The sequence below is a fragment of the Marseilla massiliensis genome, assembly GCF_023336985.1.
In the GTDB taxonomy this organism is placed as follows: domain Bacteria; phylum Bacteroidota; class Bacteroidia; order Bacteroidales; family Bacteroidaceae; genus Prevotella; species Prevotella intestinigallinarum.
This window is the reverse complement of the sequence record NZ_JAMBLP010000008.1, coordinates 12,411-36,496: the sequence shown is the minus strand read 5'-3', so window position 1 is coordinate 36,496 and position 24,086 is coordinate 12,411. Positions and strand designations below refer to the sequence as shown.

Here is a 24,086-nt window from a genome sequence, read left to right as displayed (position 1 = left end):
CCTTTTGCTACAGTAATTCAACCAATCAACGTTTGTTTCATCATGAGAATAATCCATAGATTTGGCAAGGCATTGGCGGCGGTGGCGCTGTCGGCCTGTGCTGTTTGTGCCCCGGCCCAGGAGCCGGCTTCAGTGTTCATAACGGCGGGGCAGTCGAACGCCGACGGCCGCGAGTATGTCAACAAGCTGCCATATTACCTCAAGGGAGGGTACAAATACCTTAGATACACCAACGTCACGTCGTCGGGCGACGGTACGTTTGGCGACTTCAAGTTCGACAAGCGGTTTGCTTTCTGCGACATTACCAACTACTTCATCGAGCAGTCTTTGCAGACAGAATTCTACGCAATAAAGTGCGCTTACGGCGGAACGGCCATCGACACGGCTGCCACTTACAGCCATTTGCCCGTTTGGTGCGCCGACGAAGGGTGGATAGGGCGCAACAATGCCTACAGAGGCGACATCAACAAGGGCAAGTCGCTCACCAAGTCGCTTACCGAAGGCTTTGCCGCCTGCGCCGACGTCACGCTGTCGAAGTTGCCCCAGGGCTATGACGTGAAGGCCATCATGTGGCACCAGGGAGAGAGCGACCGCAAGCAGGCCGGCCACTATTACAAGAACTTCAAGGACATGATAAACTACATGAGGGCGGCGGTGTACGCCAAGACCGGGCGCGAGAAAGACAAGACGCTGCCGTTCATCTTCGGCACCGTGCCGCATGCCAGCAAGCAGTACAGCCGCGGCGTCGAGGAGGCACAGTTGCGTGTGGCTGCCGAGTTGCCCAATGTTTACTGCATCGACATGAGCGACGCTGGGCTGAGGTCGGACGCCCTGCACTTCGACTCGGCCTGGACCGAGTATCTGGGCAAGCAGATGTACAACAAACTCGTAGAGCTGAGGCTTGTCGACGGCGATATGGTTGAGGCCGAGAAACCCCACAAGCCGGGTGCAAGCGACACGCTGCAGGTTGAGTCCGAGCGCCGTTGGGACTTCACCGAGGCGTGGGCTCCCGAGGCCGAAGAGAGGCTCAAGGCCGACAAGGCGTGGCCCATGTTCCAGAAGCTGGGCTACCGCTATTCGTCGGCAATGCCCGAAAACCGGGAACTGGCGGCTTCAGACGGCTACGTGTTTCCGGCCACCAAGGGGCTGTTCTTTAAGTGCAGCACGGGCAACCGAATCATTGTCAACCCCGGAAACCACATCTGTCTTTATGGCGACAACCTGTACCTGACAGTGCCTAAGGTAAGTCCGGGACAGACGGTGACCATCGTCACCGAGTCGGCCAAGGGCGAACGGGGCATCACCACCGAAAATGCCGACTTGGTGGAGCTTGTCCGCGGTGGCGGCAAGGCCACGGGAAAGGTGGTCAACGAGTGGCGCGTGAAGGAGTCGCTGGCAGGGCCTGTCGACCTCGTTTTCCACTCGGACGGAGGCGCAATCTATGTCTACAGCATACAGGTGGCTTCACCCTACGTCCAGATATTGGTTGGGGCCGATGGCAAGGTGACCTTCAGCAGCGACAAGGCATGCGACGTCAGGCCTTATGCCGGCATGATAAAGGCATACGTGGCCACCGACTATGACGCCTCGTCCGACGTGCTGACGCTGCAGCAGGTGGACACCATCCCGGCAAATACGGGCGTTGTGGTGATTGGCGAGGAGTGTCTCGTGGGGGCGCCGCAGGTGAAGGCGGCCCCGGCCGTTGCCCGCAACCTGCTTGTTCCGGTGGTTGGCGAGTCCGCTGTAGGCCCCACCGAGAATGTTGGGGGCGTTGATTGTTGCAACTATGTGCTTCAAGCTGTTGGCGGTTCGGTAGACTTCCACAAGCTCAAGGCGCCCGTCCAGTTGTCGGGTCAGGCCTACTTGCGGCTGCCGGCAGCCGAGGCTGCAGGTGCCGAGGTGGTAAGGCCGGTGGCAGACACGGGCTCGGGCATCGGGCTGGTCAGTGCCGGCGGCATGGCCCGCGGGGTGTGGTACACCATCGACGGAGTGGCGGTGGAGCGCCCGTCGCGGGGGCTCTATGTGTGCGACGGGCGCAAGTATCTGTTCAAATAGGCATCCCGTGCGCTCCGGCATTATATATTATAAAAGTTTACATCATGCTTGATGCCAGTCATCAAGAGCCATTCGGACGTTCAAAACGGCCTCTTTTGCATTGCGGCAAGGCCCGTTTCGGAAAGCGAAACGGGCCTTGCTGCATGTTGATATGTGTGGTTCTGGAATGTCTTGGCTGTCAGATGGTTACACGGTAGGGCCGGAAACCGGGCCCAGGGTGAAATATATTGACATGCGATGGCCTGCAGGCCGCGGCCTCGTGGCGTGAGTGGCAGGTGGCCTCTGGGCTGTGTGGGCTATGCCGCGGGGGTGGGGCGGCGCAGCGCCAGCGCCGGCATTGTGGCGTCATGGCTTGCCTTTGCCATACTGCTTCGGGCTCACCCCGTACTTGGCCTTGAAGCATTTGTTGAAGTACGAAGCGTCTATTATGCCCACCTTGTAGCTTACTTCGGTCACGTTGAGCCGCCCCTCGAGCAGCAGTTCGGCGGCAAGCTCCATGCGCTTGTTCAGCAAATACTTGTTGGGAGATACGCCGGTGAGCTCTTTCACCTTCTTGAAGAACTTTGAGCGGCCTATGTACAGCATCTCGGCAAGGGCCGTCACGGTGAAGTCGGGCGCGCTGATATTCTGCATAATCAGTGCATCCATCCTGTCGATAAACTTCTTGTCGGCAGGCGACATGATAAGCCTGATTTCGTCTGCCTGGGCGGCAGGCGTGTCGCAATGGCCGTTGTCTTGCGTCGCCCGCCTTTTGGCCTTCTGCGCATTCTTTATCAGTTGGGCCGCGCGGCCGGTGAGGAGGCGAAAGTTGCAGGGCTTCACCATATAGTCGTCGGCCCCGGCGTTGTAGCTCTTCAGCTTGTGGGCGTCGTCGTCGAGGGCCGTAAGCATAATCACGGGGATGTCGGCCGTCTCGATGTTTGTCTTCAGATGCTTCACAATGTCGTATCCGCTGATGTCGGGCAGCATCACGTCGCAGATTACAAGTGCCGGTTTGCGTGCCGCCACCCCGTCGAGCCCGGCCTCGCCGGTGGCGTAGCTGTCGATGTGGAAGTAAACGCCCATCTCGCTTTCCGTCTGCTGTCGCATGTCGGGGTCGTCTTCGATGACGGCAATGGTCACATCGTTGAACGCCTTGGGCACCAGTTCCTTGATAATCTGCTCGTATTTGTCGTTCTTCTTCTCCGTGCCCGTTGTGGTGGTGTCGATGGCCTTGCGCCTGTCGCCGTCGGTGTATGCGTCGCCGGTGGCGGGCAGGCTGATGGTGAACACCGAGCCCCCGCCGTTGGCCCCCGGGCTGTATGTCAGCGTGCCTTTGTGCAGCAGGGCCATCTGGTAGGCGTTGTACAGGCCTATGCCCATGCCCCCCTGCGACGCGTAGCCTCCCATGAACGGCTTGAACATGAGCTGCCTGCGCTCGGCGGATATGCCCGGGCCGCTGTCTTCGACCACTATCTCGAGGCTGTTGCCGGCCAGCCTCACCGACAGGGATATGGCACCCCGCTCTGGCGTATACTTCACGGCGTTGCTCAGCAGGTTGTATACCATGGCCTCGACCATCTGCCTGTCGAACTCCATCTCGTGGCTCTTGGCAAACGGAGTGAACGTTATTTGCTGCCGCTTCTGGTGGGCCAGGCTCCAGAAGTCTTGGTAAATGTCTCTCACAAAGGCAATGATGTCGGCCCGTTCAACGCTAAGCCGCATGTTGCCGGTGTTTACCTTTCGGAATTCCATGAGCTGGTTTACCAGCTTCAGCAACCGTTTTGTGCCCCGGCGGGCCGTTTGCAGCGCCGCCTTCGAGGGCGGTCGGTCGCTGTGGTCGGCCAGCTTGTCGACCGCTCCCTGTATTATGGCGAGCGGAGTGCGGAACTCGTGGGTGACGTTGGTAAAGAAGTTGAGCCTGAACTCGGCCATCTGCTTTTCCAGTTTCATCCGTTGGTGCAGCCGCAGCTTCTCTCTCGCGTTGTTGTAGACGTAGAGCCCGAAGGCCGCGGCCACCATGAGGTAAATCAACCATGCCCACCATGTGTTGTACCACGGCTGGTGCACCACGATGGCCAGCTGCGTCTCTTCGCTCCACACGTTGTCGCTCAGCGACCTGAGGTGGAAGATGTATGTTCCCGGGGGCAGGTTGGTGTACTCCACGTGGTTGACGCTTGTCATCTGCCGCCATCCCTTGTCGGCGCCCTCGAGGTAGAACTGGTAGAGCGACGACTCGATGTTTGAATACTCAAAGTTTGAGAACGACAGCTTGACGGTGTTCTCGTTGTGCCTGAGCGACACCCTGTCGACGTGGCCCGGAGCCCGCTCAAACCTGCCGCTGTCGCTTGCCGACACGCCGTTTATCTCGATGTCGGTGATGTAGACGTGGGTGCTGTCGGCCCGGTTCGCCTTGGTGGCAAGCCGCGGGCTGACTATGGTAAGCCCGTATTGAGTGCCGAAGAGCAGCCGTCCGTCGCCCATGAGCATGGCGCTGCCCTCAGAGTAGATGTTGCGCTGCGGCATCTTGCCAAACTGAAAGGTCTTTACCTTCATGTCATGGTCGTATATCAGCGACAGGCCGCTTTCGGTTGCAACCCATATATTGCCGTCGTTGTCTTCCAGTATAGAGCAAATGCTGTTGTTGGCCAAGCCTTCCCTGTCGGTAAGAATCTTGAGGTCGAAGCAGGCCGGGCCCTTGCCGAATGTGCATCTCACCACGCCGCAGCCCTTGCCGCCTGCCCACAGGTGGCCGTCGGAGGTGTATTCCAGGCATCTGACCTCGTCGAACGGGAAACTGCCGTCTTTTGTGTTGAAGCACTTGAAGTCGTCGTTGGTCAGGTCTTTCTTGTTGGTGTCGGCCACATACAGGCCGTTGTTCGAGCCCACCCATATCCTCCCCATGGCGTCGATTTCAATCTGGTGGAGCCTGCTCTCGTTGGTGCTGCGGTCGAGCAGGCGCCTGAACGACAGGCGCCCGCCGTTGTCTGTCTGCGCCATGAGCAGTCCGTCTTCATACGTTGCTATCCATACGCGCCCCTGCTTGTCTTCCTTCATGTCGTAAAGGTCGTTGCTCGGGCAGTGCATCCGCCTGTCGCCCTTGTTGTAGCCAGTGCCGTCCACGTAGAGCCCGTCGCCCCGTGTGGCCATCCATTCCCTGCCCCTGCTGTCTGTGATGTACGAGTATGCGCAGGCCTTTGTCTCGTAGAGCAGCGTGGCTTGCCCCATTTCGGCGTCGAGGGCGTATATCTTGTTGTCGCGCGTGCTGAATATTGTCTTGCCGTCGCTGCGCTTCGCAATCATCTTCACGTTGTTGGCCCAGTCGCCTTTGTGCCCCTTCGCCGGCAGCACGAAGTCGGCTATCGACTGGTCGGCCACCGATATGCAAGCCACTCCCATCATGTCTTGCGCCACCCACAGCGTTCCGTCTCGGTCGATGAACATCGTCGTGAGGAAGTTGCTGTCTATAACGGGTTGCGGGTCGTTGGCCGAGTAATGCCGCAACGCGCCGCTCCGATGGTCGTAGACGAAGAGCCCGTTGCCGAATGTGGCGATGTAGAAAAGCCCGTGGGGGCCGCGCCTCACCGTGTAGCGGCGCATGCGGTCGGTTGTGAACTTCACGTCGGGCAGCAGCTTGAGCGTCTTTACCTCGCCCTCGGGGGTGAACACCCATAGCGTTCCGCTGCTGTTCGACTCAAAGTGGTAGCCGTCTGCCGTGTCGAGGAGCAGTCCGTTGGGCACCTGTACGCCGTCGGGCTTGGTGGTGACGCCCGTGTTCAGGTCTACCTGGTAAGTGTCTTTGCAGAACAGCATCCATCGCCCTCTCCACACGAAGTTGCTCTTTATGGCGTTGACATTGCCCACGGCAGATGGTATCTTGAAGCTTTTCGCCTTCTTGCCGTCGGGCGAATATATCTCGACGGTGTTGCTTTCGGTTAGGCAAACAATGTCGCCACGGTATGTGTTGGCTTCCTTGTAGCGTTGTCCTTTGGCTATCGTCGTGAGCCGGCCTTGCCTGTCTATGCGCAGCAGTCCGTTGTCGGTGGCTGCCCATACGTTTCCTTTGCCGTCGGCAACCATGCGCGGTATGTGGCTCCCGGGCAGCCTGCCGTTCTGCACGGTGTAGTCGGTGCACTTGAAATTGCCGCCCTGGCAGCTCACGTGGCGTATGCCCGAGCGGTCGTCATACATCCAAAGGTCGCTCCCGTTTTTTATGAATCGCCGGTAAGTGCGGTTCTCGTCGCCCCGCCGGGTGTAGTCTACGAATCGTCCGGCGGTCAGGTCGTAGCACGCGAAAGTGAGCGTAGCGGTGTGAATCCATAGCAGCCTGTTGCTTGAGTCGCAGTGTATGTTGCCTATGTTGGCGTCGATGTTGCGGTTCTTGTCGCTGCTGAGCGACAGATAGTTGACAAACGAGTAGCCGTCGTAACGGCACAGCCCGTAGGCCGCCCCCATCCATATGAAGCCGTCGTTGTCTTGCGCCATGTCGTAGACGGTGTTGCTCGAGAGCCCGTTTGCGGTTGATATCCTCTTGCCGGTGAGCACCATCTGGTCGATGGACACTGCCCGGCAGACTATTGCAGAGATGGCGAATATGGTTAGTAAGAACGTCTTTTTAAGCATTGTTTCTGATTTGTTGGCAAACAACAGTATTGGTAGCTGCCCGTGCCGGAGCTGTCGCTGCCCTGCGGCATGCGGGCTTTCTTTATTTGCAAAGGTACGAAAAAAAACAAGATAAGGGCCGTGAAATATATAAAATAGGCCTGTTGGCGCTTAAAAAAGCTACCCCGCCCCATACCTCGGCCGCCTTTGTGCCGGGGCCATGGGCCTGGCGGCACAGTGAGGAGGCATAATGGTATGAGGCAGGGTGGACATGTGCCGGTGCGGCCCGCGGCCTTGCCGGCACGGTCAGTTGCACGTCATGACGGCCTATTTCAGGAAGTCTGTCACCGACTTGTCGGGGCCAAGGTAGAACCCTGTGTGCGGAGGCTGGTTGTAGCCCACGTTCTCTGTGGCCACGCCTATGCGGTAAGGGATGTCTTCCATCAGGCAGTTTATGCGGTAGTCGGTGGGGATGGGGCTGACATACAGGCGCAGTTCGCCGCTGTCGGTGGTGCGCACGAGCACCTCTTCGCGCCAGTCGCCCACGATGTCGGCACTCAGGCATGGGTTCGACTTCGTGCCGTTGTTGAACGTGCAGCCCTCAAACTCCTTGATGAGCTTCATCCCGCCGGTCTCCCATTCATACTTTGAGACACGGTTGTGGTCGAGCATCTCGCGCAGCAAATCGCCGTCCCACCACACGGCAAAGTTGGTTGGCAGCCGCATTCCGCGCAGGAACAGGGCCGTGTCGTCTTCTTCCGACTTGGCCTTGTCGGCCTTCTCCTCTTCGCTTGTGCGCTTTGGCGTTACCAGTTCTCCCTTTATGTTGCGTATGCCGTGGCTGTCTGAGCTCCACATTTCGAGCCCCGGGTTGGTCGGGTCTATGTCTGCTGCCATGCAGCGGCCCACGTCTTCGCGGCTTTTAATCTGGAAAATCACCTTCCCCGTGGCCGCGTCGCGCAGGTCGGAGCCGTCGCGCCGGTTTTCGTGGCAGTCCCACAGCTGCAGCCTGTCGGTGGTAGGGTCGAACGCCGTCAGGTGCATTGCGTCGCCATGGCCCATGCCCGTGGTGTACAGGCCTGTGCCGTCGTTGTCGACGGCCATCGAACCGTATATTATCTCGTCGCATCCGTCGCCGTCGACATCGGCCACCCGCACGTTGTGGTTGCCCTGGCCGGCGTAGTCTTTCCACCTGCTGTCGTTGGTGTCAAACGTCCATCGGTTTGTCAGTTTCCTGCCGTCCCAGTTCCATGCGGCTATCACCGTGCGCCCGTAGTAGCCGCGGCAGAAGGCCGCGCTGGCCCGTTTGCCGTCGAAGTAGCCCATGGTGGCGAGGTAACGCTCCGAGCGGTTGCCCCTGTCGTCGCCCCAGTCGCTCACGTTTCCGCGCTCGGGTATGTACGGTTGTGAGTCCATCGCTTCGCCCGTCAGGCCGTTGAACACCGTTATGTACTCCGGTCCCGACAGTATCCTGCCTGCTTTCCACTCATTGTAGCCCGGGTCTCGGCGTTGCCGTGGCTGCCGCCTTCCCCGCGGTCCGCGTTGCGCCCGTTGCGGGCGCCGTCCGTCGCGGCGCATCTGTTCCCACTCCTTGCGGCGCTGCTCCATCTCGGCCTGCTCCTTCTTGGCAGCCTCGCGGTTCTTGTCCAAGTTGGCCATGGCCTTGCCAATCTCCTCGCGCCAGTCGGCCTTGGCGTCGCCAATGGCGTTGCCCTTGCCGTCGATGGTGCCGTCGGCGGTCTTGACCATCAGCTCGGCGCGGCCGTCGCCGTCGAAGTCGTAGACAACGAACGGCACGTAATGTGCCCCGCTCCGTATGTTCTTGCCCATGTCTATGCGCCACAGCCGCGTGCCGTCGAGGCGGTAGCAGTCGAACAGAGTGTTGCCCGTGAAGCCCGAGTGGGCGTTGTCGTGCTCGTTCGACGGGCTCCATTTCAGTATTATCTCATACTGCCCGTCGCCGTCAACGTCGCCCACACTTGCGTCGTTGGCCGAGTAAGTATATTCGCGCCCGTCGGGCGATATGCCCCCTTCGGGCTTCTGCAGCTTTATCGGCAAGTAGCCTTCGGGCGCGCCGGCCGCCAGCGTGTAAGTGCCGTTTTTCCCCCCGCCTCGTATCTCGTATGTTGCGTCGGTGGCCAACGGACTGTCGTCGACATAGAATGTGCCGCCCGTGGTCAGCGGTTGCCGGTTCAGTTTCACCCCGTTGCGGTAAATGTCGAACGGTTCGCCCTTCTTGTCGGTGTACAGCGTCCGCCAGCTCACTATGACGTGGCCTGCGTCTTGCCTCACGGCCACGACGCCCCTGTTCAGTTGTTCCCGTTGTATGTTGGCCATGTCGTAGCGTGGCTGTGCGCATGCTGTGGAACAGAGCACAGCTGCCGTCACCATTGAAAAAAGGTGTCTCATCTTTTTGACTTGTTTGGTTTTTAATCGTTGGTTGTTACTGTTGTCATGAGTATGACGTTCGTCGGGATGAATGGTTTAATTGAAAAGAAAATTCTGTGGGTTTTTCTTTCCGAGGCTGTTGTATGCCTGGCGCTGCCGTTGCGCGTGGCCATGGCCGTATGCACAGGTGGCGGTTGGTGTCTGTGCGGCGTTGCGTGACAATTCGGAGGCGCTGCTTTTTTGTTTTCGGTTGAGGTGAGCGACGCCTCCGCCGTGGCCTTGTTTTTTTTGAAATCAAGACAAACGGAAAAGCCCTGAAAATCGTTTTAGGGCTTAGTGTTCCATGGATTTTCGGCAGAGGCGCGCTTGCCGGTTGTGACATTTGTCGCGTGGCGTAGTCGGAACTTCCACAGATAGCATTGCTGTACGGGCTTGTTTTCGCGGTCTTGCGTGCCGTATTGCATTGCCGGATGGGCCATGTTGCATTGCCAAACGGGCCGTTTGGGGGCGCTGTTTGGCGCATTATGCCGGCCGGAATGGCTCATGGCGTGGCAAGGCCGTGGCTTTCAGGGAGTTGCGTGTTGGTGGTGTTTTTCGCGTTTTTCAGCCCGATGGCCGGTTCGGGTCTGGCCGTGAAGGTTTCGGCCGATATGTTTCGGCAGGCATGCATGCCCGGCGCGGCATGGTGTGCCGTGGTCGGGTGCATGTCTGTCGTGGTGTCTTTCGGTTGCCCGGGGGCGTCGGCGGCGCGTGGTTGCGGCCAGCCCCGCCCTGTGGCCAGCCTGTGGCTGCGGTGGCAGGCGCTATTTGGCGTTGTACAGTGCCTTGCCCAGTTCGGCCAGGTTTTCCTCTCCCGGCAGTCCGGGGTATTGCGCTTTCATGGTTTCTACGAATGCTTCGGGCGTAGGCGACGACGCCAGTGCCTCTTTCATCTTGCCGAGATACGCAATCTTGAACTCTACCGCCTCTTTGCCGCTTGCGCCCCCGTGGCCGCCAATGAACAGCGTGGCGCCCGACTGCAGCGACTTCCTGGCCTCGGCAATCTCGGCGTCGATGGCCTTGGCCGACGCTATCTGCAGTTGTGAGGCGTGGGCCCTGGCCGGTGCCCAGTGGGTGAAGTACGCCTTGCCGCCTATGGTTATGCTCGCTGCGGGGAAGTCGGTCGACGCCCCGCGGTCAAAGTGGAACGCCGTGCCGGCTATGGTTCGCGTAGTGCCGAAGGCCACCTCGGCCACGCTGTCCGTGGGCTGGCTCGCCATGGCCTCGCCGAAGGTGCCGGCGAAGCCCTTCATCATGCCCCCGTATACAGGGCCCTTTGTAAACGAGCCCATGCCCTCGGCCATGAGCACCGGATGGTCGGCGGTGCTGCCGACGTGGTAGTCGGCAATCCTCGCGGCCACCGGCTTGCCCATCTTTTCGACGTAGGCGTCAAACTCGGCGGCGTTGTCCTTGAAGAGCGGTTGCTCCATTGTGACAACCGAGTCGTTGCCCTCGACAATGAAACTGGCGTCGTTCATCACGTCGTTGGTGTAGTAGACGTGCAGCCGGAAGCTGCCCATGTCGTGCACCTCAAAGCGCCCTTTCACCTGGGCCGTGGCCGCGGTGGCCACCAAGGCGAGCGCGGCAATCATCATTTTCTTCATAGTCTGTTTCTCCTTTTCTTTTGTTTTGTTGTCTGTTGTCTTGTTTCACGGTGCAAAATTAGCCATTGGCAGCCATACGCGCAAGAGGGCACAAAGCTGTAAGCAGGTTACGCCATGGTTACTTTTGCGGCGCCGTGTGGCCACACTGCGAGTAGTCTTTAACTTAGGTTAACCTTGCCCCGCGCAGCCGTTTCCAACCGGCCGGGGGCAGGCCGCGCCCACCAAATACATCATCCGGCGGCAAACCTTTGGCCGTTTCGCCATAAATGCGTATATTTGTAGCCGTTTAAACGATAATAAGGAATGAAGGAATTTGTAATATCCGAGGCCAAGGCAGAGACTGCTGTGCTCGTGGGCCTGATCACCAACGAGCAAGACGAGGCCAAGACCAAGGAGTATCTCGACGAGCTGGAGTTCCTCGCCGACACGGCGGGAGCCGTCACCGTGAAGCGGTTCACGCAGAAAGTGAACGGCCCGAGCTCCGTCACCTATGTGGGAAGCGGCAAGCTCGCCGAGATACGCAAGTATATAGAAGACGAGGCCGAGGCCGACCGTGAGGTGGGAATGGTCATCTTCGACGATGAGCTTTCGGCCAAGCAGATGCGCAATATCGAGAAAGAGCTGAAGGTGAAGATACTCGACCGCACGTCGCTCATACTCGACATATTCGCCATGCGCGCCCAGACGGCCGAGGCGAAGACGCAGGTTGAGCTGGCGCAGCACCGCTACATGCTGCCCCGCTTGCAGCGCCTGTGGACCCACCTTGAGCGCCAGGGAGGCGGCTCGGGCTCCGGGGGAGGCAAGGGCAGCGTGGGTTTGCGCGGCCCGGGCGAGACGCAGCTCGAGATGGACCGCCGCATCATACTGCAGCGCATAACCCTGCTCAAGCAGCGGCTGGCCGAGATCGAGAAGCAGAAGAACACGCAGCGCAAGAACCGCGGGCGACTCATCAGGGTGGCCCTTGTGGGATATACCAACGTGGGCAAGTCGACGCTGATGAACCTTCTGGCCAAAAGCGACGTCTTTGCCGAGAACAAGCTCTTCGCAACGCTCGACACAACGGTGCGCAAGATGGTCATCGAGAACCTGCCGTTCCTGCTGGCCGACACCGTCGGGTTTATCCGAAAGCTGCCCACCGACCTCGTCGACTCGTTCAAGTCTACGCTCGACGAGGTGCGCGAAGCCGACCTGCTGCTGCACGTAGTGGACATTTCGCACCCCGATTTCGAGGAGCAGATAAGCGTGGTTGAGAACACACTGAAGGATCTCGGCTGCGCCGAGAAGCCGTCGATGATTGTGTTCAACAAGATTGACGCATACCGGTGGGTGGACAAAGACCCCGACGACCTGACGCCGCCGACGCGCGAGAACGTGACGCTCGACGAGCTACGGCGCACGTGGATGGCCAAGCTTGGCGACGATTGCATATTCATCTCGGCACGCGAGAAGCAGAACATCGACGAGCTGCGCGACGTTATGTACAAGCGGGTGCGCGAGCTCCACGTGCAGAAATATCCATACAACGATTTCTTATACGATAATTACGAGTCCTGACGGTTGCCTTCGGGCTTGCGGGACTCATAAAAACATGGTGTGATGCGTTCGCTGACAGTAGACGAGATTGAGGCGCTGGAGCGGCAAGGCTGCTCTGCCGAAGACTGGACACGCATTGGCGTGGCCGAGGATTTCTGCCCGGCATACATACATAACGTGGCTTTTTACGGCGATGTCAGCCTCGGGCTGTTTGACAAGCAGGTCGAGGTTGACGAGGGGTTCGCGCGGCATTCGGGCATACGCAATGCCGTGTTGCGCGACGTGTCGATAGGCGACAACTGCCTGATAGAGAATGTAGGCTGCCACATCTGCCGCTATTCCATTGGCGACGAGTGCTATATCTCGGGCGTTGGGCTCATCACCTGCACCGAGGGGGCATCTTTCGGCCAGGGCAACGTCGTGTCGGTGCTCAACGAGGCGGGGCCGGGCAACGTGGTAATCTACGACGGGCTGACCTCGCAGATGGCAGCCTTCATGGTGCACTGCTCGGGCGACAAGGCCCTTTGGGAGCAGTTGCAGGCCATGGTGGCGGCGTTTGTGGGCAGGCGTACGGAGGGCCGTGGCACCATAGGCTATGGCGTGAAGATTGTCAACACGCGCGAGATAGTGAACTCGTGCATAGGCGATGAGTGCGAGATTAGCGGCGCCGAGCGCCTCTGCGACTGCACCCTGAGCGGCACACCCGATGCCAGCATATACATAGGCAGCGGCGTTGAGTGCGACAACACCGTGGTGCAGGCCGGCGCATCGGTGGTGGGCGGGGCCCGGCTCAGCAGCTGCTTCGTGGGCGAGGCCTGCCATGTGGGGCGCGGGTTCTCGGCAGAGAGCAGCCTGTTCTTTGCCAATTCGTATGTCGACAACGGCGAGGCCTGCGCCGCGTTTTGCGGTCCGTTCACTGTCAGCCACCACAAGGCCACGCTGCTCATAGGCTGTGCCTGCTCTTTCTTCAATGCCGGTTCGGCCACCAATTTCAGCAACCATGCCTACAAGCTCGGCCCGCTGCACACCGGCACGCTGGCCCGGGGGAGCAAGACCGGCAGCGGCGCACACCTGCTGTTGCCCGCCCGCATAGGGGCCTTCTCGGTGTGCATGGGCAAGATAGAGACGCATCCCGACACCCGGCAGCTGCCCTTCTCTTATGTGATAGGCTCGGCCGGGGCCACCTATCTGGTGCCGGGGCGCAACCTGCCCACCGTGGGCACCATGCGCGATGTGGCCAAGTGGCCCCGCCGCGACATGCGGCCGAGGGTGGGGCGGCAGGCCATTGTCAACTTCGACTGGCTCTCGCCGGCTGTCGTTGCGAGCGCCATTGAAGGGCGGAGGCTGCTGCAGCGCCTGCGCGACGAGCAGGGCGACGACGCCGAGACTTACTCTTTCGGGGGTTGCCTGATAAGGAAACGGTGGCTCGTGCGAGGCATTGCGCTATACGACATGGTGGTGCGCATTTACCTTGGAAGGGCCGTCAGGGGGCATTATTGCGAACTGCCCGAGAGCTCTGTCGGCACGGGCGAGTGGGCCGACCTGGCCGGCATGCTGGTGCCAATGGCCGAGGTGGAGCAGCTGGCCGACGACATCCGCAGCGGCACCGTTGACGAGTTGCAGCTCGTAGACGACCGTTTCATCAGTCTCAACGAGGCGTACGATGACTTTAAGTGGAACTTCACATACAGGCTTGCGCTCGATTACTATGGGCTTGACACGCTGTCGGCCGACGACATCGACCGTATCACGGCCGACTATGAGGCAGCGCGCGCTGAATGGGTGGCTGCCGTCGGGCGCGACGCAGAGCGCGAGTTTGCACTCGGCGATGTGGACGAGGGGGTGCTGGCCGCCTTCCTCGACAGTCTGGAGGCGCAAGGCGTGGTGTGACGCTCTGGCGTTGCCGCGCATTCACGCCGGGCATCATGCCGCATGGCGCGATGGCTTTGGCAAATCGGTTTTTGTAATATTTTATGTTTTTCCGGGCTGTTCCGCATAACGTGCTGACAACCACCGTGTTGCAGAATGGCCGGCCCTGCTTCGCAAAACGTGCCGTATGGCACGCCAAAACGGCGCGTTTCGCACGCCCGAACGGGCTGTTTGGCATGGCCGAACCGCACCGGCAGGGGCACAGGGGGCTTTGTGTAAGCAATTCGTCAGTGCCACGTGACACCCGGACAGCCCGTATGCCGCAATGCCGACCTGCATTGTGGCTGTTGTGACAATCAATCAATAACACAATAAGCAAATGGTAAAACTACGTTCTTTCTTTATCGCCTGCATGGCATTGTCCATGACGGTGGCAGTCCATGGCAAAGACTATAAGTATCAGTCGGTGGACGGCGACATGATGAAGTCGCGGATATACAAACTTGACAACGGCCTGACGGTTTACCTCACGGTCAACAACGAGAAGCCGCGCATACAGACCTACATCGCCGTGCGTACCGGAAGCCGCAACGACCCGGCCGAGACCACCGGGCTGGCTCACTATCTGGAGCACCTGATGTTTAAGGGGACAAAGGCTTTCGGAACCACCGACTATGCGGCAGAGAAGCCTTTGCTCGACGCCATCGAGGCTAAGTACGAGCACTACCGCACGCTCACCGACCCGGAGCAGCGCAAGAGCTGCTACCGCGAGATAGACAGTCTGTCGCAGCTGGCGGCGCGTTTCTTCATACCCAACGAATACGACAAGCTCATGTCGTCGATAGGAGCGCAGGGCACCAACGCCTATACCAGCAACGACGTGACCTGTTACACCGAAGACATACCGGCAAACGAGGTGGAGAACTGGCTGCGCATACAGGCCGACAGGTTTGAGAACATGGTGATAAGGGGATTCCACACAGAGCTCGAGGCGGTGTATGAGGAGAAGAACATTTCGCTTACCGACGACTTCGGCAAGGCATACGATGCGCTGAACGCCAAGCTGTATCCGGGCCATCCCTACGGCACGCAGACCACCATTGGCACACAAGAGCACCTGAAAAACCCGTCGATAACCAACATCAAGAACTACTTCAAGCGCTATTATGTGCCAAACAATGTGGCTATATGCATGTCGGGCGACTTCAACCCCGACACGGTCATTGCACAGATAGACCGCTATTTCGGTTCTTGGAAGGCCGACCCCGCCCTGTCGCGACCCGAATATCCGGCATTGGCCGAGTTGACATCAGCCGTCGACACCACCGTAGTGGGGCAGGAGGCAGAGAGCCTCATGCTTGGCTGGAGGTTCAAGGGGGCGGCCGATATGCAGGCCGACACGCTCGGGGTGATATCGCTCATGCTTGCCAACGGTGAGGCGGGGCTGATGGAAACAGACCTCGAGCAACAGATGCTCGTGCAGAGGGTGGCCGTGATGATTGACGGACACACCGACTATACGTCGATGCTTATGTTCTGCCAGCCTAAAGACGGGCAGACGCTTGAGGAGCTTCGCGGGGTCGTGCTGAAGGAAATGGGCAAGCTGAGAAGCGGCGACTTTGACGACGGACTGCTGCCGGCGGTCATCAACAACATGAAGCTGGAGTATTACAAGCAATTGCGCGACAACGGCGCAAGGGCCAACATGTTTGTGCAAACCTTCATCCAGGGAAGGCCGTGGGCTACAGAGGTGGGGGCCATCGACCGCATATCGAAGATTACCAAGCAGCAGATTGTGGACTTCGCACGCCGCCATCTCGGCGAAAACTATGTATGCGTGTACAAGAAAATGGGCAACGACACTACGGTAAAGAAGATAGACAAACCGCAGATAACGGCGATACCGGCCAACCGCAACTTGCAAAGCGACTTCCTGAAGGAGGTCGTGGAATCGGAGGCCAAGCCCATACAGCCGCGGTTCCTCGACTTTGATGCCGACCTGACTGTGACGAAGACCGGGGCCGGGGTGCCGCTGCTTTACAAGCAGAACACTGACGACGGGCTGTTTGACCTGTGCTACCGCTATGAGTTCGGCACCGAAGACGTGAAAGGCATGGACATTGCGCCAGACTATCTTTACTATATCGGCACCGACAAAAAGAGCTCAGAGCAAGTCAAGAAGGATTTCTACAGCTTGGCGTGCAACTATTCCATTGGTGTCGGGGCCGACTACGTGGAGGTCAGGTTGAGCGGTTTGAGCGAGAACATGCCCAAGGCTGTGGCCATGCTCGACGACTTGCTGAACAACGCCAAGGGCTACGACGAATCGTTTGGGGGCTTCGTTGACATGCTGGAGAAGTCGCGTGGCGACCTCAAGACCAATCAAGACGCCAATTTCTCTTACCTGTTTGCCTATGGCAGGTATGGCCGCTACAACAGCCAGCGCAACACTCTCAGCGAGCAGGAGCTGCGCGCCGGAGGGCCGCAGTTGCTTACCGGCATGCTGAAGAAGCTGGCAGGGTATGAGCATACGGTGATGTATTATGGGCCGGAAACGCAGGATAGGCTTGTCGAGGTGCTCAAGGCAGGGCGTCATCTGGCTGCCAGGCTGTCGCCGGCGCCTGTAGGCAAGGCCTACGAGATGGCGCTTACGCAAGCCAACGAGGTGATGATTGCTCCTTATGACGCCAAGAACATATACATGGTTCAGTTCCACAACGAGGGCCGTCGGTGGCATGTCGAAGAGGCACCGGTGCAGGCTCTGTTCAACGAATACTTCGGAGGAGGCATGAATACGGTTGTGTTCCAGGAGTTGCGCGAGTCGCGCGGACTGGCCTACAGCGCTTTCGCACGGTACAATGCACCAGCCCGCAAGAATCAGACCGAGTCGTTCTACACTTACATCATATCCCAGAATGACAAGATGATGGACTGTGTCAATGTGTTCAACAACATATTGGACGACATGCCTCAGTCGCAATCGGCATTCGACATTGCCAAGCAGAGCCTTATTAAGAAGCTGCAGAGTGAGCGCACCACGCGCTTTAACGTGCTTCGCGCCTATGTTGAGGCTCGTAACCTTGGCATTGACTATGACATCAAAGAGCGCATTTACAATGCTCTGCCTGCCATCAAGATGGCCGACGTGATAAACTTTGAACAGCAGAATATGGCAAAAAAGCCCTTCCGCTATATCATCCTGGGCGATGAGAAGGAGCTCGACATGGAATCGCTCGGCAAGATTGGGCCTGTGAAGAGGCTCTCTACCGAGGAGATTTTCGGCTTCTGAACGGCGGTAAATGTGAGCCGTTGACAGCGGAGTTGGGAGTTATGGGGAGTTAAGTGAAGTTAGAAGGAGTTAGAGGACATTGGTATTCGACAAGCAACTATGCAGTCTGAAGCCATTGTCTTCTAACTCCCTATAACTCCTTCTGACTCCTTTTAACTCCCAAATTCACAGTCTAAAGCCATTGTCTTCTAACTCCCTATACCTCCTTCCGACTCCTTCTAACTCCCAAATTCACAGTCTGAAGCCATCGTCTTCTACCTCCCCATACCTCCTTCTGACTTCTTCTAACTCCCAATATATTATAAAACCGCCTTTTGCACGGCTTTTTGGGAATAGAGAAACAATCCGGGTCGTCAGTTGTTCACTTCGACAATCTTGGTTGGTGCCTGCTCCTTGTTGCGTCGGTTGGTTACGGTTACCACAGCCTGGGCAAGGTTGATGAATGCCAGTCCGGTGATGGTTTCCGAGTTGCATGCGGCGGGTTGTCCAGCGTCGCCGCTCTCACAGATGCTCTGAACAAGCGGAATCTGGGCCAGCAGCGGCAGGTCCATCTCCTTGGCCAGCGCCTTGCATCCCTCGTGGCCGAAGATATAGTACTTGTTTTCGGGCAGTTCGGCAGGCGTAAACCACGCCATGTTCTCGACAAGTCCCAGTATCGGCACGTTCACCTTGTCGTTTTTGTACATGTCGATGCCCTTGCGCGCGTCGGCTAATGCCACGTTTTGCGGCGTGCTTACTATCACCGCGCCCGTTATGGCCAGCGTTTGCAGCAGGGTGAGGTGTATGTCGCTTGTGCCGGGAGGGGTGTCGAGGATGAAATAGTCGAGCTCTCCCCAGTCGGCATCGGCTATCAACTGCTTTAGCGCGTTAGACGCCATGCCGCCGCGCCAGAGCGTCGCGGTGTCGGGATTGACAAAGAAGCCGATGCTGAGCAGCTTCACTCCGTATTTCTCTATGGGCTCAATGAGTTGCCTGCCGTCTTTTTCCACGGCATACGGCCTGGCGTCTTCAACATTGAACATCTTTGGCATCGACGGGCCGAAGATGTCGGCATCGAGCAGCCCGACCTTGTAGCCGAGCCGTGCCAGGGCTATTGCCAGGTTGGCGGCCACGGTGCTTTTGCCCACTCCTCCCTTGCCGGAGCTTACTGCAATGATGTTTTTCACCTGCGGCAACAGCTTGCCCACCTCCGGCCTTGGCTTCGACCTGAACTCTGTGGTGATGCTTACCTGCACGTCTTTGCCTACGTGGTAGTGTATGGCGGCCTCGGCGGCCTTGACCGTTGACTTAAGAAACGGGTCGGTGTCTCGCGGGAAAATCAGTGAGAACGACACCGACATGCCGTCTATTCTGATGTTGTCGGCCACCATGTCGCTCTCTACGAGGTTCTTCTTCGTGCCGGCATAGGTCACTGTTGCCAGCGCGTCGAGTATGAGTTTCGGATAAAGTGTCATATTCTTTGCTATATGGTTCTTGGTTATTTGGATTGCAAATATTGTGCCGAAAGGCCATGCCACGGCCCGGTTTTTGCATCCGTAGGGTTGTTTTCTGTGTTTTTCGGCATGGTGTAGCCTGCATGGCCAAACAGTCATACAGTCATTTTCAGCATGTCACAGGTGGGATGTAGCGGTGCCGGCCTTGTTTTCTTGATTCTTTACAAAGGCGCTGCCGGTTGACCAGCCGGCCCGTCCCGAATTGCCGGACGGGCCGTATTGGCGTTTGATATGGGCCGTTTGGGGTTACAATACGGGCTGTTTCGGAGCCTGAAACGGCATGTTTGGCAAAGGGCTGAGCCACAGGCCGTTATGCCGTATGGCTGTCGCTGTGAATAAACACTACACTGGCGGGAGCGCCCTTCCTGGTCGCCGTTGCCGGCCTGTGGGCCGCTCTGGGGTTATGATGCTATTGTGTTGTCGGCTTTCTGTTTCACTGTGGCTTTCTCCATCTGGTTGCAGTATCGCTTGCATTGGTCGCAGATGTTGTAACCGAGCATGGCCCCGAGGATGAAATCCTTTTCAGGCGAGAGTTCGTAGAGCGGGCAGTTGACAAGGTGCTTTATCACCTCTATGCACTCGCTCTTTCCGAAAAACAGGTTGACGCTGTTGCGGCCGGCAGGCTGTATCAGGTAGGCTATGCCCTGGCTGTTGAGCCGCCGTATGGCAAAGTCTTCATACTTCTTGTTCATTGTGTACAGCACCATTTGCCTTACTCCTTTCTTGAACTCGTAGACATGGTTGAGGAACACTTTCAGTTCCACGGGGTTTATGTTTGCAGTTTTCATAAGCTAAGTGTCAGTTTGCTGGCCGCTGGCGTGTGGCGGCACTTTTTTCACGTCGGTTTCCGTTTGCAAAACTAACTGAAAACTGCCGATTGCGCAATACCTAAAAGTTATGAAAAGGCGTTGCAGGGCCTCGTTTTGTCACTCAACATACCTGCCGAGCCTTATCTTCCGGGCCAGCAACTCGTCGTCGGGTGCTTGCCTTGCTGCCTCCTTCCAATAGCCCATGGCAACCTCTTTTCTGTATTCCGCGTCTGTGAAGAATCGGTCGCCGTCCTTTCCATCGGTGTTTTCCATGAGCATGGCTATGTCTCCTGCAATCTCGAGCAGGGCGGGCGTTTCTTCGCTGGGGTCGTAGATGGTCGGCCCGAGCCATTCCCATGCTCCCCGGTAGTCTTTCTTCTTGTATAGAATGATGGCCTTGGTGCGTTTGTAGTAGTCGTGTTCCGGAAAAGTGGCGAGGGTGGCCTCGTTCATGAGCGTGGCCTGCGTGAGGTCTGTTTTGTGTATGGCCATTGCGAGCGCAGACATGTTTATCGCGTCGCACATTTTTATGTCGAGCAGCTCAACGGCCTTGCTGATGCTGTCGATGCCTGCCGAGTCGCCCTCGGCAAGCATCATCCTTCCCAGCGCAACCAGGTTGATGGAGGCGTAGATGGTGTCTTTCCTGATGTCCGTTTTCATCGTTCCTTTTTTTAAAAGAGCCATGGCAGCCTTGTTGTTGCCGCGCTTCATTTGCTCTACGCTGGTGAGAAAGGTGTACAGCGGGTCGTCGGTTGTGGCTGCCGGGGCCCGCCTCATGGCTCGCGCCACTGCCGCCGTGTCGCCCTTGGCGTGTTCAGTCCTTACAAGGTCGACCCATCCGGCTGTGATGCCGGCTGCTGCTGCGAAGCAATAGTTGCTTTCAGCTAAGTCGGGCACTGTTATTTCGATGTCGCCAAGAAAATAAGTGACGGTGGTTTGCGACCGTCCCAGTATGTAATTGATGACACAGTTTGCCGCTATGAAGTATGATGCGTAGACAATGACCAGCGTCAGCAGCGGTGCGGCCACACGCTTCATTACGAGCGGAATGGCTGCCGTCAGCAAGAGGGCCGTGGCGGCTGCAGCCAGTGCCAGTGGTGTTTCGTTTCTCGTCAGGTAGACAATTAATGGGAGTATTGGCGGGATGAAGGCCACCGAGGTGTATGAAAAGCCGGTGCCACGGGCTTTGTCGACCTTTCTCATATGCTCGTATAGAATACCGCAGGCTATCACGAAGGCGGTCGTTATAGTGGGGCAAATATCATAGGCCCGCTGTCCATCAATGTTAATATATTCAAGCAGGGATACAGCGAGGAGGGTGATGCAATATAATACTGCGCCGCCGCCGTAAATGATGATATAGTCTTGCGCGGTGTAATTATCTCCTACATTCATCGTTTTCGTCAGTTTCTTAGTTTGTTATGCTGTTTCATGACTTGAGGTTGCCTTGCCCGTGCTGTTCTGAGTAGGGTGTGTTGTTGCTGAAGCGGTAGGCGTTGTGGCGACAAATAGTAATCACAGGTCATGAGTTTCGTTTTCTGTATCATGTCATTATGGCCGGCCTTGCGGTCGGGATGCGCGGCGACGACGGCCGTTGTGAGGCTTGGGCGGTGGCCTTGCCGTTGGTCTTGGGTGTTGGTAGGCTGGCCGCGCCAATGCTTGGCGGGCGGTCTTGCCGGTTAGTGGCTGTTGCCCCTTGCGCCCCTCCCGGCCGTTTCCTCACGTCCCGTCATGTCGGCGGCGCTCATCGTCGGCCTCAGCCGTGGTGTAGTTTGTTTATTGTCATTTTCCTATTAGGCGTGGGCGTGTGGCGCATGTCATGGGAGTGGATGTGGCAGCCTGATGCTTCCCGTGTTCAGCCTGCCTGCCTTTGCTACGTTGCCGATGTTCTGCTGATGCCATGTCCAGGCCGGATGCTCCCAGGGGAAGCGCAGTCCGGTCTGTGGCTGGTGGTTTATTTGCTCGTCGACAGCCCGCTTCGCTTGGTGCGCTTGTAGCTGCGGTACTCGTCGAGCGGTATCTCAACGTCAGGCTCTTCGAGCGTGCCAGAGTGTGGCAACCTGAACTTCATGTAGCGTATATTGAGCCCGCGGTCAATCCATTGCGCCTCGTAGTAGGTCTGTATCGACAGAATCTTGCGCGTCTCGGGGTCAATGCCGTCGGTGTGGTATAGGTCTTCGGTGCGGAAAAGCAGCGGCAACCGATTGCGCTCCACCATGTAAGTGGTGTATGTGAACAGGAAGTTCGAGTCGGTCTTCAGGTGTATTATGCCTCCGTCTGCCAGGAAATGGCGGTAGCGTTCCATGAACGAGGTGCTGCTGAGCCGCTTCCTCGGGTTCTTCATCTGCGGGTCGCTAAACGTCAGCCATATCTCCTGCACTTCGCCGGGGGCAAAGAACCGGTCTATGATTTCTATGTTGGTGCGCAGGAAGGCCGCGTTGCTTAGTCCCTCGTCGAGCGCCTGCTTGGCCCCGGTGTGCATGCGTGCGCCCTTGATGTCGACGCCGATGAAGTTTACTTCGGGGTATAGCTTGGCCAGGCCGACGGTATATTCGCCTTTGCCGCAGCCCAGTTCGAGCACTATCGGGTTCTGGTTGTGGAAGTAGTCTTCGCGCCATCGTCCCTTCATCTCAAACGTTACGCCTTCCATGGCGGAGTAAGGGAACTGGAAAACGTTGCTGAACGTCTCCATCTCGGCGAACTTCTGTAGTTTTCCTTTGCTCATTGTTGTTGTCGGGTAAGTAGGGGAAAGGCCGCTTCCGGGGTACATTTGATACTTCGGCGGCGGCCTTTCGTTATTTCTGGAAAATGTTTATGCCTTATTGGGCAGATGCCAGCGGTGCTGCCTGGGTGTAGGTGCGTGCCCCCAGTTCCTTGTCGAGCATGTACAGACCGTAGCCGTTGTCCTGTATCATCTTGAGGTTGTCAATGATGTTCTGGGCCGTTTCCTCCTCTTCAACCTGCTCGTCGATAAACCATTTCAGAGCGCTTTGGGTTGCATAGTCCTTCTCGGCGGCTGTCAGTGCGAACAGTTCGTTGATGAGTGCCGTTACCTTCTGCTCGTGGGCGAGGGTGCTCTCGAACACGTCGAGTAGCGATTTCCATTCCGTGGGAACGGCATCTATCGGCTTAAGGGTAACCGTGCCGCCGCGCTGGATGACGTAGTTGAAGAATATCTTTGCATGGTCTTGCTCCTCCTGGAACTGCACTTCATACCACTTGCCCATGCCCGGCTTGCCGTTTGAATGGCAGTATGCGGCCATGGAGAGGTATAGGTAAGCCGACCATAATTCGGCGTTGATCTGCGCGTTGAGCGCCTCTTCAATCTTTTTGCTTAACATAATGATATGTATTTAAAGTTGAGTTGTGTTGTTGTTTGTATGTTGGCGTGTCATTCTATCACTACTTTTGTCCACCCGTGCTTGTCTTCTTCCGTTCCGTATTGTATTCCGCGGAGGTGGTTGTAGAGCCTGGTGGATATCGGTCCGGGCTTTCCGTCGGTGCTGAACGTGTAGCGTTTGCCAGTGTCAAGGTCGTCGATGTATGATATTGGCGATATCACGGCGGCTGTTCCGCATGCTCCGGCTTCCTCGAATGTCTCGAGTTCCTCTTCGGGTATGTGCCTTCGCTCGACTGTCATGCCGAAGTCTTCGGCCAGTTGCATCAGGCTTTTGTTAGTGATGCTGGGCAGTATGCTGCTCGACTTCGGCGTCACGTAGGTGTTGTTCTTTATTCCGAAGAAGTTGGCGGCGCCGCATTCGTCCATGTATTTCTTCTCTTTAGCGTCGAGGTAGAACTCACATGCGTAGCCTTTCTCGTGGGCTATGCTGTTGGCTTTCATCGATGCTGCATAGTTGCCGCCCACCTTGTAGCATCCCGTTCCGAGCGGGGCGGCGCGGTCGTAGTCGCGTATGATGACGTAGGGGTTGGTAGAGAACCCGCCTTTGAAGTACGGGCCCACCGGCGTTACGAATATCATGAACAGGTATTCAGACGCCGGGTGCACACCCACTTGTGCCGACATGCCCACGAGCAGGGGGCGTATGTAGAGCGTGGCACCGCTTTCGTAGGTCGGTATGTACTCTTGGTTGAGGCGCACCACCTTCTTTACCATGTCCTCGAACAGTTCCGTAGGCACTTCGGGCATGAGTATTCCGCGGCATGTCGACTGCAGCCTTGCTGCGTTCTCATCCATGCGGAACACGCGCACCTTGCCGTCGGGGCACCTGTATGCCTTCAGTCCTTCGAAGGCTTCTTGCCCATAATGCAGGCAGGTGGCTGCCATGTGCATCTTTATGTACTCGTCGGAGCAGACCTCAATCTCGCCCCATTGCCCGTCGCGGTAGTAGCACCGCACGTTGTAGTCAGTCGGAACATATCCGAAAGACAGGCTTCCCCAGTCAATGTTCTTCATATTATGACTTGT

13 protein-coding genes are annotated in these 24,086 nt (G+C 57.6%); 4 read left to right on the top strand and 9 right to left on the bottom strand.

The window, feature by feature from the left end; all coding sequences use genetic code 11:
• Positions 1 to 42 precede the first annotated feature (42 nt).
• Positions 43 to 2,055, top strand: a complete 2,013-nt coding sequence (locus tag M3089_RS07690; protein WP_249083107.1) for a sialate O-acetylesterase — start codon at positions 43 to 45, stop codon at positions 2,053 to 2,055.
• Between the two features lie 345 nt (positions 2,056 to 2,400).
• Here M3089_RS07690 and M3089_RS07685 read toward each other — a convergent pair whose 3' ends face one another.
• The 3 genes from M3089_RS07685 to M3089_RS07675 form a co-directional block, all read right to left on the bottom strand.
• Complete coding sequence (locus tag M3089_RS07685) at positions 2,401 to 6,657, bottom strand: hybrid sensor histidine kinase/response regulator transcription factor (RefSeq protein ID WP_249083105.1); 4,257 nt, start codon at positions 6,655 to 6,657, stop codon at positions 2,401 to 2,403.
• Positions 6,658 to 6,963: 306 nt separating this feature from the next.
• Positions 6,964 to 9,045 (bottom strand): rhamnogalacturonan lyase, encoded by a 2,082-nt coding sequence (locus M3089_RS07680; protein ID WP_249083103.1) that lies wholly within the window; start codon positions 9,043 to 9,045, stop codon positions 6,964 to 6,966.
• Between the two features lie 782 nt (positions 9,046 to 9,827).
• A complete protein-coding gene (locus M3089_RS07675; RefSeq protein WP_249083101.1) occupies positions 9,828 to 10,667 on the bottom strand; it encodes a hypothetical protein in 840 nt (279 codons plus the stop codon).
• A gap of 303 nt (positions 10,668 to 10,970) precedes the next feature.
• Between M3089_RS07675 and hflX the strand changes: the two genes are divergently transcribed.
• The 3 genes from hflX to M3089_RS07660 all read left to right on the top strand — a co-directional run bounded on the left by hflX (position 10,971) and on the right by M3089_RS07660 (position 17,358).
• Positions 10,971 to 12,221: a GTPase HflX gene (gene hflX / locus M3089_RS07670; RefSeq protein ID WP_249083099.1), complete on the top strand. Its 1,251-nt coding sequence runs from the start codon at positions 10,971 to 10,973 to the stop codon at positions 12,219 to 12,221.
• A gap of 42 nt (positions 12,222 to 12,263) precedes the next feature.
• Positions 12,264 to 14,090 (top strand): DUF4954 family protein, encoded by a 1,827-nt coding sequence (locus M3089_RS07665; RefSeq protein WP_249083097.1) that lies wholly within the window; start codon positions 12,264 to 12,266, stop codon positions 14,088 to 14,090.
• Positions 14,091 to 14,448: 358 nt separating this feature from the next.
• Positions 14,449 to 17,358, top strand: coding sequence for a M16 family metallopeptidase (locus tag M3089_RS07660; RefSeq protein WP_249083096.1), 2,910 nt, complete (start codon positions 14,449 to 14,451; stop codon positions 17,356 to 17,358).
• A gap of 353 nt (positions 17,359 to 17,711) precedes the next feature.
• On the opposite strand, the gene M3089_RS07655 is transcribed toward M3089_RS07660, so the two are convergent.
• The 6 genes from M3089_RS07655 to M3089_RS07630 all read right to left on the bottom strand — a co-directional run bounded on the left by M3089_RS07655 (position 17,712) and on the right by M3089_RS07630 (position 24,074).
• The gene (locus M3089_RS07655) at positions 17,712 to 18,812 is read right to left on the bottom strand and encodes an Mrp/NBP35 family ATP-binding protein (protein ID WP_205109098.1); all 1,101 of its coding nucleotides are present in this window, start codon (positions 18,810 to 18,812) and stop codon (positions 17,712 to 17,714) included.
• 440 nt (positions 18,813 to 19,252) lie between these two features.
• A complete protein-coding gene (locus M3089_RS07650) occupies positions 19,253 to 19,639 on the bottom strand; it encodes a DUF2023 family protein (RefSeq protein WP_249083093.1) in 387 nt (128 codons plus the stop codon).
• Between the two features lie 138 nt (positions 19,640 to 19,777).
• Complete coding sequence (locus tag M3089_RS07645; RefSeq protein WP_249083092.1) at positions 19,778 to 21,055, bottom strand: hypothetical protein; 1,278 nt, start codon at positions 21,053 to 21,055, stop codon at positions 19,778 to 19,780.
• Between the two features lie 559 nt (positions 21,056 to 21,614).
• Entirely contained in the window at positions 21,615 to 22,385 is a 771-nt protein-coding gene (trmB, locus tag M3089_RS07640) for a tRNA (guanosine(46)-N7)-methyltransferase TrmB (RefSeq protein ID WP_249083090.1), read from the bottom strand.
• Positions 22,386 to 22,479: 94 nt separating this feature from the next.
• Positions 22,480 to 23,001, bottom strand: a complete 522-nt coding sequence (locus tag M3089_RS07635) for a ferritin (protein ID WP_205109105.1) — start codon at positions 22,999 to 23,001, stop codon at positions 22,480 to 22,482.
• 50 nt (positions 23,002 to 23,051) lie between these two features.
• On the bottom strand, positions 23,052 to 24,074 hold the full coding sequence (locus tag M3089_RS07630) for a branched-chain amino acid aminotransferase (protein WP_205109106.1): 1,023 nt from the start codon (positions 24,072 to 24,074) through the stop codon (positions 23,052 to 23,054).
• Positions 24,075 to 24,086 lie beyond the last annotated feature (12 nt).

What these genes read in the sequence shown, in the direction of transcription:
- M3089_RS07660 (WP_249083096.1), top strand. Translation starts at nt 14,449, where the DNA reads ATGGTAAAACTACGTTCTTTCTTTATCGCCTGCATGGCATTGTCCATG.
- M3089_RS07655 (WP_205109098.1), bottom strand. Translation starts at nt 18,812, where the DNA reads ATGACACTTTATCCGAAACTCATACTCGACGCGCTGGCAACAGTGACC.
- M3089_RS07630 (WP_205109106.1), bottom strand. Translation starts at nt 24,074, where the DNA reads ATGAAGAACATTGACTGGGGAAGCCTGTCTTTCGGATATGTTCCGACT.
- M3089_RS07675 (WP_249083101.1), bottom strand. Translation starts at nt 10,667, where the DNA reads ATGAAGAAAATGATGATTGCCGCGCTCGCCTTGGTGGCCACCGCGGCC.
- trmB (WP_249083090.1), bottom strand. Translation starts at nt 22,385, where the DNA reads ATGAGCAAAGGAAAACTACAGAAGTTCGCCGAGATGGAGACGTTCAGC.
- M3089_RS07685 (WP_249083105.1), bottom strand. Translation starts at nt 6,657, where the DNA reads ATGCTTAAAAAGACGTTCTTACTAACCATATTCGCCATCTCTGCAATA.
- M3089_RS07690 (WP_249083107.1), top strand. Translation starts at nt 43, where the DNA reads ATGAGAATAATCCATAGATTTGGCAAGGCATTGGCGGCGGTGGCGCTG.
- M3089_RS07680 (WP_249083103.1), bottom strand. Translation starts at nt 9,045, where the DNA reads ATGAGACACCTTTTTTCAATGGTGACGGCAGCTGTGCTCTGTTCCACA.
- hflX (WP_249083099.1), top strand. Translation starts at nt 10,971, where the DNA reads ATGAAGGAATTTGTAATATCCGAGGCCAAGGCAGAGACTGCTGTGCTC.
- M3089_RS07635 (WP_205109105.1), bottom strand. Translation starts at nt 23,001, where the DNA reads ATGTTAAGCAAAAAGATTGAAGAGGCGCTCAACGCGCAGATCAACGCC.
- M3089_RS07650 (WP_249083093.1), bottom strand. Translation starts at nt 19,639, where the DNA reads ATGAAAACTGCAAACATAAACCCCGTGGAACTGAAAGTGTTCCTCAAC.
- M3089_RS07645 (WP_249083092.1), bottom strand. Translation starts at nt 21,055, where the DNA reads ATGAATGTAGGAGATAATTACACCGCGCAAGACTATATCATCATTTAC.
- M3089_RS07665 (WP_249083097.1), top strand. Translation starts at nt 12,264, where the DNA reads ATGCGTTCGCTGACAGTAGACGAGATTGAGGCGCTGGAGCGGCAAGGC.